The sequence below is a fragment of the Holophagales bacterium genome (assembly GCA_016699405.1).
Lineage (GTDB): Bacteria > Acidobacteriota > Thermoanaerobaculia > Multivoradales > JAGPDF01 > JAAYLR01.
The window spans coordinates 250,405-268,725 of the sequence record CP064972.1; the positions used below are offsets into that span (position 1 = coordinate 250,405).

The following is an 18,321-nucleotide window of genomic DNA, read 5'->3' on the forward strand; positions in this document are numbered from 1 at the left end:
AGGTCACCGCAGCGGCGCCCGGCGAGGACGGGGCGCGACTACATCGACCAGTTGATCTTGCCGCCCGCCTCGCTGGCAACCACCGTGACCGTGGCGCGCTGGCCGTCGCCGAATTCGGCGGTGCAGTCGAAGCGATCGCCCGGCCTGCCGGCCTGCCAGCGAGGCCCGCAGGAGACGCCGACGATGATCTCGCCCTGCCCCTCGAGCGACTGCCTCACCGCCTCTTCGGCGGGCTGCATGTCGAAGAGACCGGAGATCTTGGTCATCGTCCAGTCGACCTTGCCCTCACCGAGCTGCTTGACGTGCAAGGTCACGGTCCCGCCGCCCTCGGCGCGACCGGTGCAGTCGAACTCGTCGCCGGAAGAGATCTTGCGCGGCGTCGGTGGGCATTCGACGGCGCCGAGGACGAGCCCGGTCTTGAGCTTCACCCCGTCGCGCAGGTGGTTCTGCACCAGTTCCCACTTCAGCTCCTTGGAGCAGCCGGCGAGAGCAACCAGGGCGACCGGCAGGGCGAGGGCGAACGTGGCGCGGCGAAGCCGCGCGACAGCAGTCGTAGGGTGGTTCAAGGCGAGCCTCCAGGTTCGAGAAATGGTCGACACCACGTTCCTCAAGGGTACGCGAAAGCGCCTCGCCCCGAAAGCGGACGCCTCGTCCTCCGCCTGCCGGCCGTTCAGGCGGTGATTCGGGTGCCCGCGCGGCCGTCGACGGCGAGCTCGATCTCGTCCGGGCAGGTCACGACCGCGCAGGGGCCGCCGCGCTCGACGAAACGGCACGCCGCCTCGATCTTCGGCGCCATGCTGCCGCGGCCGAACTGCCCGGCGGCGAGGTGGTGCCGCGCCTCGCTCAGGGTGAGCGTCGCGAGCTCCCGCTGGGTCGGTTTGCCGAAGTCGAGGCAGACGCGCGGCACGCTCGTCGAAATCACCAACTGGTCGGCGCCGAGCTCGGCGGCGAGCAGCGACGACGCGAGGTCCTTGTCGATCACCGCCTCGATCCCGCGCAGATCGCCCGCGGCGTCGCGCACGACCGGGATGCCGCCCCCGCCCACGGCGGTGACGACGAAACCGCGTTCGAGCAGCGCGCGGATCGCCGCGATCTCGAGGATGGCGAGCGGTTCGGGGCTCGGCACCACGCGGCGCCAGCCGCGCCCGGCGTCTTCGGCGACGCTCCAGCCGCCGGCCGTCGAGCGGGCGCGGGCGGTGGCTTCGTCCATGAAGGAGCCGATCGGTTTGGACGGACGCGCGAGCTCGGGGCTCTGCGGGTCGACTTCGACCTGGGTGACGACGGAGACGGCGACGCGCGACAACCCGCGGCGGCGGAACTCGTTGGCCAGCGACTGCTGGATCATGTAGCCGATCGCTCCCTGCGTGTCGGCGTCGCAGGAGTCGAGCGGAACCTCGTGCAGCTCGTGACTGGCCAGCTCGGAGCGGCGCAGGATGAATCCCACCTGCGGCCCGTTGCCATGGGTGAGGACCACCCGTCGCCCGGCGGCGACGATCTGCGCGACGTGGTGGCAGGTCTCGCGGGTCAGGGCCCACTGATCGGGGACGGTGCGGTGGGCCTCGTCCCGGATCAGCGAGTTCCCTCCGATGGCGAGGACGACCAGGTCGCCCGGACCGCTTGCTGTCATGGGGAACCTCAGGGTTCAGCGGAAGCCGCGGCGCAACTCGCGGGTGAACGCCCCGTAGGCCTCGTCGCCGAAGAGCACCACGACGACCTGCGAGAGCTTCGTGCCGCCCTGCAGGTAGCGATGGACTTCGGTCAGCAGGATGCGGGCACAGCGTTCGATCGGGAAGCCGAAGACCCCGGTCGAGATCGCCGGAATGGCGATCGACTTCAGCCCGTGCCGGTCGGCGAGCGCCAGCGAGGCGCGAACCGCCGAGGCGAGCTTGCGGTCTTCGTCCCCCTCGCCCATGCGCGGACCGACGGCGTGGATGACGTGCTTGATCGGCATCTTCCCGGCCCCGGTGATGACCGCCGTGCCGACGGGCGTCCCGCCGATCCGGTTGCACTCCTCCTGGATCGCCGGACCACCCTTCTTCTTGATCACCCCGGCCACGCCGGTGCCGAGCTGCAGGTTCGCATTCGCCGGATTGACGATCGCATCCACCACCAATTCGGTGATGTCCCCCTCGAGAAGCTCGAGGGAGGTGCTGTTCATCTTGATCGTCAGCCGCTTTTCGGTGTTCGTTTCGGACTTCTCGGACATGGCCGTCGGAACTCCCGTCGCCGGGCGCCTCGCGCCCCCTTCGGTTCACGATGGAGTGCGGCGGTCGGCCGCGAGGACCTCGTGGGCGCATCATATCAAGACCCGGCGGGGAGGGGCCGCTACGGTAGACTGCCCCCGCCATGCTGCGCCTTTGGAAGCGTTCTCTCGCCTCGTCGCTCGCGGACCGGATCCGGGAACGGACCGACGCCGATCACCTCCCCGTGGTGGAGGTCCCCCCCCGCCGAGCCCTGGGTGACCTCGCCCTGCCGGCCGCCCTCCACCTCGCCAAGGCGCTCAAGCGCCCGCCGCGCCAACTGGCTGGCGAGCTCGCCGAGGGCTGGCAGCTCCCCGACGGAGTGCGCGAGCTGCGGGTGGAAGGGGCGGGCTACCTGAACGTCTTCCTCCAGCGGTCGCGGTTCGCCGCCTCGCTGCTCGACGCTCCGGTGGTCGGCGAGGTCGCACCCCCCGAGGCCGGCAAGGTCGTCGTCGAGCACACCAACATCAACCCGAACAAGGCGGCCCACATCGGCCACCTGCGCAACGCCGTGCTCGGCGACCTGCTCGCCCGGTCGCTTCGCGCCCTCGGGCACGATGTCGAGGTGCAGAATTATATCGACGATACCGGCGTCCAGCTCGCCGACGTGGTGGTCGGCTTCATGGACGTCCAGCCCACCTCGCTCGCCGACGTCAAGGCGATCGACGAGCCGTTCGACTACGTCTGCTGGGACCTCTACGCCAGGGTCGGCAAGTGGTACGCCGAGGACCCGACGCGCGACCGCCTGCGCCGCGAGACCCTCCACGCGCTCGAGCTCGGCGAGGGCGAGCGGGCGCAGATGGGCCGCCTGATCGCCCGGCGGATCGTCCGGCGGCACCTGACGACGATGGCGCGACTGGGAATCGGCTACGACCTGCTGACCCACGAAAGCGACATCCTTTCGCTCCACTTCTTCGACACCGCCTTCGAGCTGCTCAAGGCCTCCGGCGCGGTCCGCCTCGAAGCCGACGGCAAGAACGCCGGTTGCTGGGTGATGCCGCTCGCCGACTCCGAGGAGTTCGCCGGGCTCGAGGATCCAGACAAGGTGATCGTCCGCTCCGACGGCACGGTGACCTACGTCGGCAAGGACATCGCCTACCAGCTCTGGAAGTTCGGCTTGCTCGGCCGCGACTTCGCCTACCGCTACTGGATGGACGAAGGCGTCTGGGAGACGGCGACCGAGGGAGCGGAGAACCATCCGCGATTCGGCGGTGCGGCCCGGGTGATCAACGTCATCGACGCCCGGCAGAGCTATCTGCAGAAGATCGTCCGCGCCGGCCTCGAGTCGCTCGGCCATCGCGAGGCGGCGGCGAGCTCGGTCCACTTCGCCTACGAGATGGTCTCGCTCTCCGCGGCGACCGCCCGGGCGCTCGGCTACGTCGCCGACGGCGAGGAGGGCAAGAGCCTCGAGATGTCCGGCCGCAAGGGGATCGGCGTCAAGGCCGACGATCTGCTCGACCGGCTCGAGGAGAAGGCGCGCGAGCAGATCGCCCAGCGCCACCACGACCTGCCGAAGGGGGAGCTCCACCAGCTGGCGCGCGAGATCGCCACCGCCGCCCTGCGCTTCTTCATGGCCAAGGCGACGACGACGCGCGTCATCGCCTTCGACCTCGACGAGGCGCTGGCCTTCGAGGGAGAGACGGGGCCGTATCTCCAGTACTCGCTGGTGCGGGCGCGCAATATCCAACGGAAGCTGGCGACCGCCGGCTTGCCGGCGACGCTCACCTCCGCCCAGGTGGCGGCGCTCCCCGAAGAGCTGTGGAGCGACGACCTCTGGGAGCTCGTCCACCTCGCCGCCTCCGGCACCGAGATGGTCGAGAAGGCGGCGGCCTCACTCGAGCTCTCCGGCATCGCGCGCCACGCCCTCGACCTCGCGCAGCGCTTCCATGCCCTCTACCACCACCATCCGGTGTTGCACGAGGAGAACGTCGAGCTGCGCCAGGTGCGGCAGGCCGCCTTCCAGATCTGCTACCGCAGCCTGAAGGGCCTCTGCGAGCTGCTCGGCATCGCCGAGCCGGCGCGGATGTAGCGGACATATCCCGCTTCGGGCCCTCGCGCCGGCGACAGCGGCGGGGGGCGCCCGCGATCGAGGACGGCAGCGCGAGCCAAGACGGGCTCGGGTCGTTCAGGTTCGACGAGGCATGCAGATCGTTCGTTGGAAGAGTGATCAGCACCCGCGCCGTGAGCGTTCGAGGACGACCTCCATCTCGCGGCGCACCGAGCCGAGGGCGAGGCGTGTCTCGCGGATGAGCAGCACGCTCCCCCAGAAGAGCACCAGTGTCCCGGTGACGCCGAGCGCCGCCGGCAGCCACTCGGCCATGCCGATGAGGCGGGTCGCCCCGATGCTCACCGTCGTCGCCACGAAGAGACCGAGCGCGACGTAGAAGCTGGTCAACGAGCCCTGGACGAGACGCGTCCGCTCGGCCGAGGTGGCGAGCTGGCGCTCGATCTCGACCATCTGCTCGCGCACCGGATCCTCCTCCGGCCGCGCACAGAGCTCCTCGACCTGCCGCGCCAGCATCCGCACCCGGTCGACGATCCGCGCCAGGCGCGACGACGTCGAGAAGATCAGCGTCCCACAAGCCGAGATGAGCAAAGCCGGCGTGATCATCGCCGACAACAGAGAAAGAGCGATCGTCGCGTTCGAGTCGGGCATGGGGGGATGGTATCCCCAGTCTCGTCACCGCCCGTGACCAAGCAGGGAAAGGCGGGAAGCGCTGTGGCAACCTACCTCACTCCCCGTACGCCACCTCGAGCCGTGCCAGCTTCTTCGCTGCGAGGGCCAGGAAGCAGGCGGCGAGGGCGAGGAGGGCGAGGACGGAGAGCCAGGCGGGGGTGGGCTCGGCCGGGATGGAGAAGGGGCCGGCCGAGACGGGGACCGGACAGAGCGACTGCAGGTAGTGAAGGAAGGAGATCCGCTTGAGCGTCGCCGGCAGGAGGAAGTTGATCCCCTCCCAACCGAGCACCACGACGGCGGGGAGGACCGGGTTCTTGAAGGCGAGGCTCAGGTAGACGAAGAGGGCGCCGTAGCCGACGCAGGCCATGACGACGACGAGCAGGTAGGAGGCACCGAGCCCGAGTGTGCTCGCCGAAAGGAGCAACGCCATGCCGTCGAAGCTCCGCGACGGCAGGTAGAGCAGCACGAGCTGAGCCACCAGGCTTCCGCCGTAGAGCAACGAGGCCGCCCCCACGCCGGCGAGGTACTTGCCGAGCAGCAGCACGCGGCGGTCGAGCGGGGCGAGCAGGTAGTAGTGCAGCGTCCGCTCGAGGATCTCGCCGCGGAAGAGCCCGGTGAACATCACCACGCAGCCGAAGAAGATCGTCGTGCGCAGACCGAGCGTCTGGAAGACCATGGCGAAGCGGTTGGCGATCTCGCCGGCGCTCTCCTCGCCGCCCCCGAGGAGGTGGATCTTGACGAAGCGTGCGGCCAGCATCGCCGCAGGCGCGAAGGCCAGCAGCAGGACCGGCATGACGCGCCAACGCAGCAGCAGCCGCTTGAGCTCCGACGGCAACAGGGCGGCGAGCTGGGCCCGACTCGCCGCGACCGGAACCGGGGCCGCAGGCGCGGATCGAGCGACGAGCGGGTCAGACATTGGCGCCCCCCTGGGATCCGATCAGATAGCGATAGACCGACTCGACGTCGTCGTCGAGCGGCGCGACCCCTTCGACCTCGATCCCCTCCTCGACCACCAGCCGCGCCACGGCGAGCGCCAGGGCATCGGCGTCGCGCGTCCGCACGACCACCCCGTCGTCCTCGAGCCGCGCTTCGACGACCACGCCGCGAGAGAAGAGGCGGGCGGCGAGCTCGGCCCCGCGGCCGCTGCGCAGACGCACCTGGGCCGGGTGCTCCGGCGCCATCTCGCCGCGCATTCCGGAAACCTCGCCCGACGCGACGAGGTACCCCCCGTGGATGAGCACGACGCGGTCGGCGATCAGGTCGACCTCGTGAAGCACGTGGCTCGACACGACGACGTGCCGGCCGGCCGCCGCGAGCTCGCGCAGCAGCGCCAGCAGCTCCGAGCGCGCCAACGGGTCGAGACCGTTGAGCGGCTCGTCGAGCACCAGCACCCGCGGATCGTGGGCGATCGCCTGGGCGAGCTTGATGCGCTGCCGCATCCCCTTGCTGTAGCCGGCGACGCGCCGCTCGGCGGCCTCGGTCAGGCCGACCTTCTCGATCGCCTGCCAGGCCAACCGCTCGGCCTCGGCGGCGACGAACCCGTGCAGCCGGAGAAAGAAGCGGACGAACTCGAGCCCGGTTGCCCCGCGCGGAAAGGCGTCGACCTGGGTGCAATAGCCCACCGCCCGGAAGAGCCGTTCCGGCTCGTCGGTCGTCAGTCCGAGCACCCGGACCAAGCCGCGGGTCGGGCGCAGCAGGCCGGTGGCGAGGTTCATCAACGTCGTCTTGCCCGAACCGTTGGGACCGACGAGCGCGGTGATCCCGGACTGGATCTCGAGATCGACCTTGTTGACCCCCAGCACCTCGCCGTAGAACTTCGAGACACCGGCAAAGGCGATCGCGTCGTGGCCTCCTGGAATCGCCGCGCTCATCGCGACACCTCCCGGGCGCGCAGCCGGCGCGCGAGCAGGCGCAGCGCCGCGAGCCAGAAGGCGGCGATGCCGAGCACCGTGGCGATCATCGGCAACGCCCCCTCCGGCTGCTCGCGGCCGAAGAGCGCCGCCCACACCGAGACGATCAGGTCGTCGACGACCAGGAGCCGGCCCCAGGTCGTGTCGAGCACCTGGTTGAACGCCTCGCCCAGCCCTTTGCCGACCAGGAAGACGCCCAGCACCGCGGCGGTCGCCACCGGCCGCCAGCGCACCCAGGCCGAGACGGCGAGCGCGACCACGCCGACTGTGAGGATCCAGAGCCAGGAGCCGACGAAGAGCGCGGCGGCGATGCGCAGGTGCCCGGTGAACCAATCCCCTCCGGCGAGACTCGCCTGGATGCCGAACAGCAGCAGACCCGGCACCCAGGTCACCGCCGAGAGGAGCACCGCGAGCGCCACGAGCTTGCCGAGGACATAGTCGCGGCGGTCGATCGGCCGCGCCAGCACCAGCACCAGGGCGTCGTGCGCGAGATCGGGCGCCACCAGCGCCGGCGCGACGAGTGCGGTGAAGACCGAGCCGAAGGCGACTTGCGCAACCAGAAAGCGATAGAAGAAGCCGGTGTCGATGGCGAAGGCGTCCTGCGCCCGCACGCCGATCAGGGTGAGCGCCTCGAGGTTGTTCGCGCCGTAGATGATGGCGGTGAAGACCAGGGGCGGCAGACAGGCGGCGAAGAAGGCGAGAGCGTGCAGGCGCACCGCCAGGATGCCCGACAGCGCCTGTCGCGAGATCACCAGGAAGCGACGCCCGAGCGGCGTCAGCGTCCCGTCGTAGGGGCGCCAGCTGCGGTCATAGACGGGCATCCGAGCCCCCCGCGACGGATCCGTTGCCGTTGCCACCATGGCCGTTGCCGTCGCTCTCCATCGCCGAGAGGAAGAGCTCCTCGAGCGAGTCGCGCTGGAAGCCCATTCGCCGCAGCGGCACGCCACGCTCGTGGGCCAGTCGGAAGAGCTCGGCCAGCGGCAGGCTCTCGGGCAGCACCAGCTTGAGCCGGCGAGGCTTCGGCCGGGCGACCTCACAACCCGCCTCCGCGGCCGCGGCCGCGAGCCTCGGCGGCGCGATCTTCGGGCACTTCGAGCTCGAGGAGCCGCCGCCCCGAGCTGCGCTCCGCGGCGAGGTCGGCGAGCGCGGCGATCCGCCCCTGCTTGAGCACCAGGACCTGGTCGCAGCACTCCTCGACGTCCCGCAGGAGATGCGACGAGATCACGACGGCGACGCCGCTCGCCACGATCTCGCGCACCAGCTCGAGCATCCGGCGCCGCGCCGGCGGATCGAGCCCGTTGGTCGGCTCGTCGAGCAGCAGGAGACGCGGCCCGTGGACGATCGCCTGCGCCAGCTTGGCGAGCTGCTTCATGCCGAGCGAGTAGCTGCCGAGCGGCCGGTAGCGCGCCTCACCGAGGCCGACGTAGAAGAGCGCCTCGTGAGCCCGCTCGAGGGCCGCGTCGGGTGGCAGACCCGAAAGCTCGCCCATCGCCCGCACGAAGCGCACCGCGGTCGCGTCGGCAAGGTAGGCGTCGTTCTCCGGCATGTAGCCGAGAAGCGAGCGCACCGCCCGGCTCTCGCGGCGCACGTCGTGGCCGAAGACCCGGGCGGTGCCGGCGCTCGGCCTGACGAAGCCGAGCACCGCATTGAGCAAGGTCGTCTTGCCGGCGCCGTTCGGACCGAGGAGCCCCACGGCGCGCCCGGAGAGAGCGCCCGTGAGGCTCGTCAGAACTTGCCGGCCACCCAGGTCGACGGAGAGGCCGTCGAGCTCGAGAACCGCGGTCATCGCCCCTCGGCCGGCTGACCGGTCGCGGCTCCGGAGGCGGCGTCGGATCCGCCGCCGCTCGCGTGTCCGCGCATGGCGCTGCCGTAGAGCCAGCCCTCGAGCGCCAGGGCGAGCGGCCCGGGGGCTCCGCTGGTGCCCACCGTGATCGACGTCGGCTCGGCGACCGCCCAACCGAGGCTCGGTCCGCGCTCGGCGGCAACCGAGGCGAGAGCCGAGAGCTCGGCCAACTGCCCCGAGAGCACCTCGCCGGCTCCGGAAAGCGAGCCGAGCACCGCGCCGAAGTTCTGGTAGGCCACCGCCGACAGGTCGCCCGGCGCGCTCGCCGCGAGCAGGCCGCGGAAGGCCTGCGAGCTCGGCAGCGTGAGGCCGGTCTCGTGCTGCGCGAGCGTCCGGCGGAGCGCCGCGCGATCGGGGCCGGCGAGCAGGTAGCCGTTCACGAAGGTGAACTCTACCGCCGGACCCGAGGTCGCCCCGGCGCGGGCGAGTCGATGGAAGACGCGCCCGTCGACCGCCTCCTGCGAGAGGCGCAACTCCGGCTGTCCGTTCGCCACCGCCTCCCGGTTGAACGCCGAGACCAGGTCGCCGATGCCGGCGAGCAGACGGCTCTCGTCGAGCACTTCGACCACCAGCTTCCAGGTCGGCACCGGCAGCACCGGACCATCGATCGCGAAGGCGATCTCGCCGCCGAGCGAGCCCGCGAGGTCGCTCGAGAGCGCCACCCCATGCTCGCGTTCGAAGGCCGCGAGCTTGCTGCGCACGTCGCCCTCGCCGCTCCCCTCGGCGATCGCCAAGAGGTCCTCGAGCATCGCCCCGGGCTCCTCGAGCAAGGCACCGGCGGCGAAGGTCGCTTCCGGCGAGACGAAATCGAGCGCGCCCATCGGCGAGGCCGCCTCGAGCCACGCGGCCATCCCGCGACGCGGGCGGACGAAGTCGACGTGCGCGCCGTTCTCCGTGCCCGAGACGAGGTCGCGGCTTTCCACGACGACCGTGCCGAGATCGGCGAACCCGGTGCGTTCAAAGGCTGCCAGGTGCTGTGCCGCCTCCGGCGACGGCGCGCTCGTCGCAGACGAGGCCCGGGTGACGAGGGCTGCCCCGTCGAAGGCGAGCAGCCAACCGGCACCGCGCGCATAGCTGGCGGCGAGCGTGGCGCGGAACGGCGAAGCGACGAACGGGTTGGCCGCGCCAGCCGCCGTCGCCGCCGCCTCGCGCAGCATCGCCGGGCTCGGGCTGGCGACGAAGAGGCCGTCGCCGATCCAGAGCAACAGCTCCTCGCCGGTCGCTCCGGAGAGCGACTGCGGGTCGGCCACCAGGCGCACGTGCGGCGTCGCACCGTTGGCACTCGCCGCGGCGATCTCGGCAGCGACCAGCGTGGCGAGCGCGGCCGGACGCGGCACCTCGGCGAAGGCGACGAAGTCGGGATGCTGCGTCGCGCTGCCGTTCGGCACACGCACGGCCAGGGCGATCTCCGGTCCAAGCTCGGTGCCGAAGCGCTCGAAGCGCTCGACGAGACGGCTCATCTCGGCCTCGCGCGATCCCGCCACCTCTTCCTGCCACCAGGCGGCAAGCGCCGGGCTCTGGGTGACCCGCTCGCGCACCAGCCGCCAGGCGCGTCCCACCGCCTCGCCCGTGTTGGGCGCCGCGGCGAAGACGACCGTGCCGGCCGGCGCGAGGTCGAGCAGGCGCGTCGAAGTGCGGAGGGCCGGGTTGGCGACCGCCCCTTCGAGCTCCTGACCCAGCGCCGCGAGCGCGGCGAGGCGCGTGTTGTAGTCTGCGGCGTTCCGGCTCCAGAGGAACTCCTCGCGCAGCGAGATCCGGCCGGCCGACGAGCCGGCGACGCCCGTCGCCACCCGGTCACCCGGGTGCAGAACGTCGAGATCCCCTCCGTGCTTGACGCGAACCTCGCCCTCGAGCACCGCGACGCGCGAGCCGACCGGACCGCTGTGCACCGCGAAGATGGTGCCGACGACGGAGACTTGGCAGTCCGCCGTGCGCACGTAGAGATGGCCATCGTGCTGCTTGGCGGCTTCGAGAATCACGTTGCCGCGGGCCAGGTCCACCCGCAGCCCGTCGCGCGAGCGGCTCACCGCGACCTCGGAGCGCGGCGCGATCTCGAGGCGGGAGCCGTCGGCGAGGCGCAGCACCGCGGTCGAGGCGCCGGAGGCGCGCACGGCGACCCCGGCGGGCAACGTCGCACCCGCCGCGACCACCGCGGCACGATCGCCCTCGAGACGGAGGAGCTGGCCGTCGATCGACTCGACAGTGGCGAGCGTCCGACTGCCGCCGAAGAGCGGCAGCAGCGGACCGAGCCAGAAGGCCGCGCCGAGCACGGCGAGCGCCAGCCCCGCTGCGAGCGCCCAGCGCGGGGGTGCGAAGGCGGAGCGCCCGGTTCGGCTCGCGCGAGGCACGAACGGACGGACGGCCCCCGGATCCCGCAGGGCGAGATAGGCGCGCCGGCAATTCGCGCATTCGCGCAGGTGATCCTCGACCAGCAGCCGGCGCTCGGCAGCGAGCGTGCCGGCGGCGAGCGAGGGCAGGAGAGAACGGAAATCGGCACAGCCGTCGAGCACGTGGCTCTCCGCGGCGGCGGCGCCGGCCGGAGCCGCGCCGGTGGCTTCTTCGAGGCGGCTCCACACACGGCGAGCGGCGGACTGCGCCGCGGCGACGTCGAGCGGCTCTTCGCGGAGCTGGCTCGCGGCGCGGTCGAGCAGGTCGGGGCTCTTCATGACAGGTCTCCCAGGTGCGCCTCGAGCTCGTGGCGGAGCCGACGGCGGGCGCGGTGCAACTGCACGGCGACGACCCCCTGCGACGTGCCGAGCAGTCGGCCGATCTCGCGGTTGTCGAGGCCTTCGAGGTAACGGAGAACGAACACTTCGGCGAGGCGCGGGGCGAGCGTCGCCAGGGCCCGGCGAAGCGCAACGCCGAGCTCGCGCCCGGCGCGCTGCCGTTCGGGCCCGGCCGCCGGGTCGACTGCCGTCGAGCTGCGGTCGTCGAGCGGCTCGAGGCCGGCGCGCAGGCGACCGCGCACCACGTCGAGCGCGGCGTTGAGCGCCGCCCGGTAGAGATAACTCGGCGCCCCCGGACCGAGATCGACACCCTCTTCCCGCCGCACGAGGCGGAGGAAGACGGTCTGCAGGACGTCCTCGGCGTCGGCGCTGTTGCCGGTGACGCGGAAGGCGGCCCGGTAGACGCGCTGGGCGTGCTCGGCGAAGAGGCGCTCGAGCTCGGGCGGCGGGCCCACCCCGGGACGACCCGAGGCGGCGCGTCGATCGCCGGCGCCGGGAAGCGCCGGCGGGTGGGGCTGGGATTCGGACAGGGCTGGCACGGTGGCTCCTCTCGTGGCTCTCCACCCAGGAGAACGCCGGCCGGGCGGCGCCGTTAACAGCGGCCGCCTCCCGGCCTCCCGCCGTGCCGTCCTGGGCGCGTCAGCGGAAGAAGACGAAGGTCACGAGCCCGAAGATCGGGATCAGGATCGCCACCGACCAGGCCATGTAACCGAAGAAGCTGGGCATCTTGACCCCGTTCTCCTCGGCGATCGCCTTGACCATGAAGTTCGGTCCGTTGCCGATGTAAGTATTGGCCCCCATCATCACCGCCCCGCACGAGATCGCGGCGAGCAGCCCGGCCGCCTGTGCCCCCAGACCGAGGAAATCGGCGAGATAGCGCGCCCCGGTGACCGGGACACCGAGCTGCCCGGCGGCGGCAGCGGCGAAGGTCAGGTAGGTCGGGGCGTTGTCGAGAAAGCTCGACAGCGCTCCCGAGGCCCAGTAGTACTGCCAGGGACGCGACAGGCCGAGCTCGGCGCCGCGCGCGTTGAGGATCAGCAACGGGGCGATCATCGTCACGAAGATCCCGGCGAAGAGCACCCCCACCTCGACGATCGGCCCGAAGCCGAACCGGTTTGCCGCGCGCGTCTCCGCCCGCGTCGCGAGGTACGCACCGACGCCCATCGCCACCATCAGCCCCTCCTGGACCCCGAACGGCCAGGGATCGGGAGCCGTTCCCCACGATTGGCCGCGACCGACGATGACCAGGACCACGCCGCCCAGGAAGAACAGGTTGTGCCACCCCTCGAGGCGGAACGGCTCGTGCTGCAGGAGCTCGTCGAAGAGCGGCTCGGTGCCGTCCTCGATCTCCTCGCGCGCCAGCATCCGCTGGTCGATGACGTTGCCGAGGACGATGAGCAGGCCGTTGACCAGCAGCCACTCCTTCCACAGGCGGAGCGTCCACTCGAATGGCACGCCCTTGAGAAAACCGAGGAAGAGGGGCGGATCGCCGAGCGGGGTGAGCAGGCCGCCGCAATTCGATACGACGAAGATGAAGAAGACGACGAGGTGGACCTTGTGTCGCCTTTCGGCGTTGGCGCGCAAGAGTGGACGGATCAACAACATCGACGCCCCGGTGGTGCCGATGAGGTTGGCCAGCACCGCCCCGAGACCGAGCAGGGCCGAGTTGGCCAGCGGCGTGCCGGCGAGCGAGCCGCGCACCCGGATTCCTCCCGAGATGACGAAGAGAGCGCCGAGCAACGCCATGAACGACAGGTAGTCCAGCGCCGTGTGGAGGAGCTCGCGCCGCCCCTCGGCGCCGTGCCCCACCGCCAGGTAGAGACCGAACGGCACGGCGAGGAGGGCGGCCACCAGAGCCTTGTTGCGGTTCGACTCCCAGAACGACCCGGCGACGAGCGGCAGCAGAGCGATCGAGAGCAGGACGAGGACGAACGGAGCGACGGTCCACAGCGGCAGGAGGGCGCCGAGCGGCACCTCTCCTCCTCCCGGAGGGACCGTGGAGGCGACGCCGAGAATCGACGAAATCAGGGCAGTCATGGGGGACAGGGTAACATCCGCACCCCTGTCCCGGCTGCCGCCCGGCGCTTCCCGCCACCCGCCAGACGGGCTACACTTCGCCGGTTCCTGCGATCCCGAACGGCCCACGACCGAGGCGGAGCGACCATTCGTAACCTCGAGCAGCGCGGCACGAACGAAGCCCCCGGCTTCCGGCGCGAGATCGGCGCACTCGACGCGACGATGATCGTCGCCGGCTCGATGATCGGCTCGGGGATCTTCATCGTTCCGGCCGACATCGCCCGCCTGGTCGGCTCGGGCGGCTGGCTGCTCGTCGCCTGGGCCGTGACCGGCGCGATGACCCTCGCCGCCGCCCTCTCCTACGGCGAGCTCGCCGCGATGATGCCGCGCGCCGGCGGCCAGTACGTCTACCTGCGCGAGGCCTACTCGCCGCTCTGGGGCTTCCTCTACGGCTGGACGCTCTTCGGGGTGATCCAGACCGGCACCATCGCGGCGGTGGCGGTGGGCTTCGCCCGCTATCTCGGCGTGCTCGTCCCGGCGATCTCGCCGACCGCCTGGATCGTCGCGCCGATCGACCTCTCGGCGAGCTACGCGATCAGCCTCTCGACCCAGCAGCTCGTCGGCATCGCGATGATCGCCGCGCTCACCCTGCTCAACACGCGGGGCATCCGCCTCGGCAAGCTGATCCAGAACGTCTTCACCTCGGCCAAGACGCTGGCTCTCGCCGCCCTGGTGCTTCTCGGCCTCGTCGTCGGGCGCAACGCCAACGCCATCGCGGCCAACTTCGGTGATCTCTGGAGCCCGCACGACGCCGCGACGATCGGACCCGGACTGGGTCTGGCCCCGGCGGTGACCGCCGGCGCGGGACTGCTCGGCCTCGTCGTTGCCCTCTCCGTCGCCCAGGTGGGCTCGCTCTTCTCCTCCGACGCGTGGAACAACGTCACCTTCACTGCCGGCGAGATGAAGAACCCGCGGCGCGACATCCCCCTGTCGCTCGCCGCCGGCACGCTGCTGGTGATCGTCCTCTACCTGCTCGCCAATCTGGCCTATCTCTGCACCCTGCCGCTCGCCGCCATCCAGCAGGCGCCGGACGACCGGGTCGCCACCGCGGCGCTCCAGGTGATCTTCGGGCCGGCCGGCGCGACGATCATGGCGGTCGCCATCGTCGTGTCGACCTTCGGCTGCAACAACGGGCTGATCCTCGCCGGCGCCCGGGTCTACTACGCCATGTCACGCGACGGCCTCTTCTTCCGCGCCACCGGCGAGCTCAATCGGCACCACGTCCCGGCCGCCGGCCTGGTCGCGCAGGGCCTGTGGGCCGCGCTGCTCGTCCTGCCGCGAACCCGGTTGCGCGACGCCGCCGGCGCTCCGTTGCTCGACGCCGCGGGCGCGCCCCGCTACGGCAATCTCTACGGCAACCTGCTCGACTACGTCGTCTTCTCGGTGCTCGTCTTCTACGTGCTGACGATCGCCGCGCTCTTCGTCCTGCGCCGCCGACGCCCGGAGGCCGAGCGCCCCTACCGCGCCCTCGGCTACCCGATCGTCCCGGCTCTCTACCTCGTTGCGGCGGTCGCCATCCTCACCGTCCTGGTCTTCTACCGGCCCGAGACCACCTGGCCGGGCCTCCTGCTGGTGATGACGGGCTTCCCCGTCTACTACCTCTGGCACCACCGCACGGCACCACCCCCGAGCGATTCGCGAGCCCGGCCCTGACGGCTCGTTTCTGAGAGATACTCCCTTCGTTCGCGTGCGATCCTGGAGGACTGCCCCGACATGTCGAACCCGCTCTTCGCCACCAAGCCCCTCAAGCTGCTGCTCGAGGAGGCCAAGGGCGAGAACCGCCTGCGGCGGATTCTCGGTCCGGTTCAGCTGACCAGCCTCGGCGTCGGCGCCATCATCGGCGCCGGGATCTTCGTCGCCACCGGTGCCGCGGCCCACAACGTGGCCGGTCCGGCGCTCATGCTCTCCTACGTGGTGGCCGGTATCACCTGTGTCTTTGCCGCCCTCTGCTACGCCGAGTTCGCGTCGATGGCCCCGGTTGCCGGCTCCGCCTACACCTACGCCTACGCCACCCTCGGCGAGCTTTTCGCCTGGATCATCGGCTGGGACCTGGTGCTCGAATATGCCGTCGGCAGCGCGACCGTCGCCACCGGCTGGTCGGGCTACTTCCAGAACGTCATGGCGAAGCTCGGTTACCAGTTGCCGCTCGCCTTGCGCGAATCGCCCTGGCGCTACGACGCGGCAACGGGCGGCTTCCTTTCGACGGGTTCGACGATCAACCTGCCGGCGATCGTCATCGTCGCGATCGTCACCGCCGTCCTGGTCAAAGGGATCCAGGAGAGCGCCAACTTCAACGCCACGATGGTCGGCATCAAGCTGGCGGCAGTGCTCTTCGTCATCGGCGTCGGCGTCTTCCTCATCGACCCGGCCAACTGGCACCCGTTCGCGCCGTACGGCTGGACCGGGATCAACATCTTCGGCCATCACGTCGCCGGCCAGACCGACCCGAACGGTTCGCCGCTCGGCATGCTGGCGGGCGCGGCGATCATCTTCTTCGCCTACATCGGCTTCGACTCGGTCTCCACGCACGCCGAGGAGGCACGGCAGCCGCAGAAGGACGTGCCGATCGGCATCGTCGCCTCGCTGTTGATCTGCACCGTCCTCTACATCGCCGTGGTCGCGGTGCTCACCGGCATGGTCAAGTACGACCAGCTCGACATCAACGCCCCGGTCTCGCGCGCGTTCCAACAACAGGGAATCGGCTGGGCCGAGGGGCTCATCGCCACGGCGGGCGTCGCGGGTATCACCTCGGTACTGTTGGTGATGATGCTCTCGGGGCCGCGCGTCTTCCTCGCCATGGCTCGCGACGGGCTCGTGCCCCGCAGCTTCTTCGGCGCCGTGCACCCGCGTTTCCGCACCCCGTGGAAGACGACGATTCTCATCGGTCTCTTCGTCGGCCTGCTGGCCGGCGTGTTGCCGATCGACGCGCTGCTCCACCTGACCAACATCGGGACGCTCTTCGCCTTCGTCATCGTCTGCGCCGCGGTGCTCATCATGCGGCGCACCAACCCCGAGGCCGAGCGGCCCTTCCGCTGCCCGTGGGTGCCCGTCGTGCCGATCCTCGGCATTCTGAGCTGTCTGCTGCTGATGTTCTCGCTGCCGACCGCCAACTGGTGGCGGCTGGCGGCCTGGCTGGCTCTCGGCCTGGTCATCTACTTCGCCTACGGTCGCCGCCACAGCGTGATGGCCGAGATCCGCGCCTCCGAAGCAGAGCCCTGAGCCACCGTCCGCCGCTCGGCGGAGGCTTCCGATGGACGAACCACCCCAGACCCACATGACCCCGGCGGAGTTCCGCCGCTGGGGTCGTGCGGTCGTCGACTGGCTCGCCGACTACCAGGAGCGGGTCGAGAGCTATCCGGTGCTCTCGACCGTCGCCCCCGGGGCGATCCGTGCCTCGCTCCCGGCGTCGCCGCCCGAGCAGGGCGAGCCGTTCGAGGCGATCCTCGCCGACGTCGGCGAGAAGCTCCTGCCCGGCATCACACACTGGCAGTCGCCCAACTTCTTCGCCTACTTCCCGACCGGGGCCTCGGGCCCCTCGGTGCTCGGCGACCTGCTCGCCGCCGGGCTCGGGGTGCAGGGGATGCTCTGGGCCACCAGCCCGGCCTGCACCGAGCTCGAGACGCTGGTGCTCGACTGGCTGGTCGAGATGCTCGACCTGCCGCCGGTCTTCCGCTCCGGCTCGGCCGGGGGCGGCGTCATCCAGGACAGCGCCTCGAGCGCCGCGCTCTGCGCTCTCCTCGCCGCCCGCGAGCGGGCCACCGGCTTCGCCAGCGACGAGCGCGGCGCCGACGGCCGGCTTTCGGTCTACGCCTCGACACAGACGCACTCGTCGATCGAGAAGGCGGTGCGGATCGCCGGGCTGGGACGCAGCCACCTGCGGCTCGTCGACGTCGACGACCGCTTCGCCATGCGGCCCGAGGCCCTTGCCCGTGCGATCGCCGACGACCGGCAGGCCGGGCTCGTCCCCACGTTCGTCTGCGCCACGATCGGCACCACGTCGTCGAACGGGATCGACCCGCTGCCCGCCCTCGGCCCGATCTGCCGCGAGGCCGGGGCCTGGCTGCACGTCGACGGGGCGATGGCCGGCACCGCCGCCCTCTGTCCCGAGCTTCGCCACCTGCAGGCCGGAATCGAACACGCCGACAGCTACTGCTTCAACCCGCACAAGTGGATGCTCACCAACTTCGACTGCAGCTGCTTCTGGGTGGCGGATCGGGCGGCGCTCGTCCGCACGCTCTCGGTCCTGCCGGAGTACCTGCGCAACCAGGCGACCGAGTCCGGGGCGGTGCTCGACTACCGCGACTGGCAGATCCCGCTCGGCCGGCGTTTCCGCGCCCTGAAGCTCTGGTTCGTCATCCGCCACTACGGGGTCGAGGGGCTGCGACGCCAGGTCCGCCGCCACGTGGCGATCGCCCAGGAGCTCGCCCGGACGATCGCCGCCGACCCCCGGTTCGAGCTCGTCGTGCCGCCACCGCTCAACCTCGTCTGCTTCCGCCTCCGCGGCAGCGACGACCTCAACCGCCGCCTGCTCGAGCGGCTGAACGCCAGCGGCCGCCTGTTTCTGACGCACACGGTGCTCGGCGGCCGCTACACCCTGCGGCTCTGTGTCGGTCAGGCCGGCACCGACGAACGCCATGTTCGCTCGGCCTGGGAACGCATCGTCCGGGAGGCCGTGGCGCTCGCCGAGCAAAGCTGACTCGCGGCCTCCGAGGCGATCGGCTAGAATTCCGCGGTTCCGGCAGTGGCGGGACGTCTGCAGCGCCGGCTCGGCGCCAGGTGCCGGGCGACTGGCGGGACGGGCGGCCGGCATTCGGGTTTTCTGAGCTCTTGAACGGTCCTCGCGGAGGCC

14 protein-coding genes and 1 pseudogene are annotated in these 18,321 nt (G+C 71.0%); 4 read left to right on the forward strand and 11 right to left on the reverse strand.

Annotated features, from left to right (window positions below):
• Nucleotides 1-38: 38 nt before the first annotated feature.
• The 3 genes from IPJ17_01120 to IPJ17_01130 form a co-directional block, all read right to left on the reverse strand.
• Nucleotides 39-566, reverse strand: a complete 528-nt coding sequence (locus IPJ17_01120; GenBank protein QQR74231.1) for a DUF4333 domain-containing protein — start codon at nucleotides 564-566, stop codon at nucleotides 39-41.
• Between the two features lie 104 nt (nucleotides 567-670).
• Nucleotides 671-1,627, reverse strand: coding sequence for a carbamate kinase (locus IPJ17_01125; protein ID QQR74232.1), 957 nt, complete (start codon nucleotides 1,625-1,627; stop codon nucleotides 671-673).
• 15 nt (nucleotides 1,628-1,642) lie between these two features.
• Nucleotides 1,643-2,170: a macro domain-containing protein gene (locus IPJ17_01130; protein ID QQR76055.1), complete on the reverse strand. Its 528-nt coding sequence runs from the start codon at nucleotides 2,168-2,170 to the stop codon at nucleotides 1,643-1,645.
• Nucleotides 2,171-2,346: 176 nt separating this feature from the next.
• On the opposite strand from IPJ17_01130, the gene IPJ17_01135 reads away from it, so the two are divergent.
• The gene (locus tag IPJ17_01135) at nucleotides 2,347-4,269 is read left to right on the forward strand and encodes an arginine--tRNA ligase (GenBank protein ID QQR74233.1); all 1,923 of its coding nucleotides are present in this window, start codon (nucleotides 2,347-2,349) and stop codon (nucleotides 4,267-4,269) included.
• Between the two features lie 138 nt (nucleotides 4,270-4,407).
• Here IPJ17_01135 and IPJ17_01140 read toward each other — a convergent pair whose 3' ends face one another.
• The 8 genes and pseudogenes from IPJ17_01140 to IPJ17_01175 form a co-directional block, all read right to left on the reverse strand.
• Nucleotides 4,408-4,896 (reverse strand): DUF2721 domain-containing protein, encoded by a 489-nt coding sequence (locus IPJ17_01140; protein QQR74234.1) that lies wholly within the window; start codon nucleotides 4,894-4,896, stop codon nucleotides 4,408-4,410.
• 76 nt (nucleotides 4,897-4,972) lie between these two features.
• Entirely contained in the window at nucleotides 4,973-5,833 is an 861-nt protein-coding gene (locus tag IPJ17_01145; GenBank protein QQR74235.1) for a hypothetical protein, read from the reverse strand.
• Nucleotides 5,826-6,788 carry an ABC transporter ATP-binding protein gene (locus IPJ17_01150; GenBank protein QQR74236.1) on the reverse strand — a complete coding sequence of 321 codons (963 nt, stop codon included), beginning with the start codon at nucleotides 6,786-6,788 and terminating at the stop codon, nucleotides 5,826-5,828. The genes IPJ17_01145 and IPJ17_01150 overlap by 8 nt, the downstream gene beginning before the upstream one ends.
• Complete coding sequence (locus IPJ17_01155; protein QQR74237.1) at nucleotides 6,785-7,648, reverse strand: hypothetical protein; 864 nt, start codon at nucleotides 7,646-7,648, stop codon at nucleotides 6,785-6,787. Before IPJ17_01155 ends, IPJ17_01150 begins: the two co-directional genes overlap by 4 nt.
• Nucleotides 7,635-8,613 (reverse strand): annotated as a pseudogene (locus IPJ17_01160) (ABC transporter ATP-binding protein). The gene IPJ17_01155 and the pseudogene IPJ17_01160 overlap by 14 nt, the downstream one beginning before the upstream one ends.
• Nucleotides 8,610-11,336, reverse strand: a complete 2,727-nt coding sequence (locus IPJ17_01165; GenBank protein ID QQR74238.1) for a FecR domain-containing protein — start codon at nucleotides 11,334-11,336, stop codon at nucleotides 8,610-8,612. Before IPJ17_01165 ends, IPJ17_01160 begins: the two are co-directional and overlap by 4 nt.
• Complete coding sequence (locus tag IPJ17_01170) at nucleotides 11,333-11,935, reverse strand: sigma-70 family RNA polymerase sigma factor (GenBank protein ID QQR74239.1); 603 nt, start codon at nucleotides 11,933-11,935, stop codon at nucleotides 11,333-11,335. The genes IPJ17_01165 and IPJ17_01170 overlap by 4 nt, the downstream gene beginning before the upstream one ends.
• 100 nt (nucleotides 11,936-12,035) lie before the next feature.
• Nucleotides 12,036-13,433: a sodium:proton antiporter gene (locus tag IPJ17_01175; GenBank protein QQR74240.1), complete on the reverse strand. Its 1,398-nt coding sequence runs from the start codon at nucleotides 13,431-13,433 to the stop codon at nucleotides 12,036-12,038.
• A 201-nt stretch (nucleotides 13,434-13,634) separates the two neighbouring features.
• On the opposite strand from IPJ17_01175, the gene IPJ17_01180 reads away from it, so the two are divergent.
• Genes IPJ17_01180 through IPJ17_01190 form a run of 3 tightly spaced genes read left to right on the forward strand, consistent with a single transcriptional unit; the run spans nucleotide 13,635 to nucleotide 18,168 of the window.
• Entirely contained in the window at nucleotides 13,635-15,125 is a 1,491-nt protein-coding gene (locus tag IPJ17_01180; GenBank protein ID QQR74241.1) for an APC family permease, read from the forward strand.
• Nucleotides 15,126-15,185: 60 nt separating this feature from the next.
• Nucleotides 15,186-16,691 (forward strand): amino acid permease, encoded by a 1,506-nt coding sequence (locus tag IPJ17_01185; protein QQR74242.1) that lies wholly within the window; start codon nucleotides 15,186-15,188, stop codon nucleotides 16,689-16,691.
• 55 nt (nucleotides 16,692-16,746) lie between these two features.
• Nucleotides 16,747-18,168: an aspartate aminotransferase family protein gene (locus IPJ17_01190; GenBank protein QQR76056.1), complete on the forward strand. Its 1,422-nt coding sequence runs from the start codon at nucleotides 16,747-16,749 to the stop codon at nucleotides 18,166-18,168.
• Nucleotides 18,169-18,321 lie beyond the last annotated feature (153 nt).

Coding starts and splice junctions, on each gene's coding strand:
- IPJ17_01125 (QQR74232.1), bottom strand. CDS start 1,627: ATGACAGCAAGCGGTCCGGGCGACCTGGTCGTCCTCGCCATCGGAGGG.
- IPJ17_01135 (QQR74233.1), top strand. CDS start 2,347: ATGCTGCGCCTTTGGAAGCGTTCTCTCGCCTCGTCGCTCGCGGACCGG.
- IPJ17_01140 (QQR74234.1), bottom strand. CDS start 4,896: ATGCCCGACTCGAACGCGACGATCGCTCTTTCTCTGTTGTCGGCGATG.
- IPJ17_01145 (QQR74235.1), bottom strand. CDS start 5,833: ATGTCTGACCCGCTCGTCGCTCGATCCGCGCCTGCGGCCCCGGTTCCG.
- IPJ17_01150 (QQR74236.1), bottom strand. CDS start 6,788: ATGAGCGCGGCGATTCCAGGAGGCCACGACGCGATCGCCTTTGCCGGT.
- IPJ17_01155 (QQR74237.1), bottom strand. CDS start 7,648: ATGCCCGTCTATGACCGCAGCTGGCGCCCCTACGACGGGACGCTGACG.
- IPJ17_01165 (QQR74238.1), bottom strand. CDS start 11,336: ATGAAGAGCCCCGACCTGCTCGACCGCGCCGCGAGCCAGCTCCGCGAA.
- IPJ17_01175 (QQR74240.1), bottom strand. CDS start 13,433: ATGACTGCCCTGATTTCGTCGATTCTCGGCGTCGCCTCCACGGTCCCT.
- IPJ17_01180 (QQR74241.1), top strand. CDS start 13,635: ATGATCGTCGCCGGCTCGATGATCGGCTCGGGGATCTTCATCGTTCCG.
- IPJ17_01185 (QQR74242.1), top strand. CDS start 15,186: ATGTCGAACCCGCTCTTCGCCACCAAGCCCCTCAAGCTGCTGCTCGAG.
- IPJ17_01190 (QQR76056.1), top strand. CDS start 16,747: ATGACCCCGGCGGAGTTCCGCCGCTGGGGTCGTGCGGTCGTCGACTGG.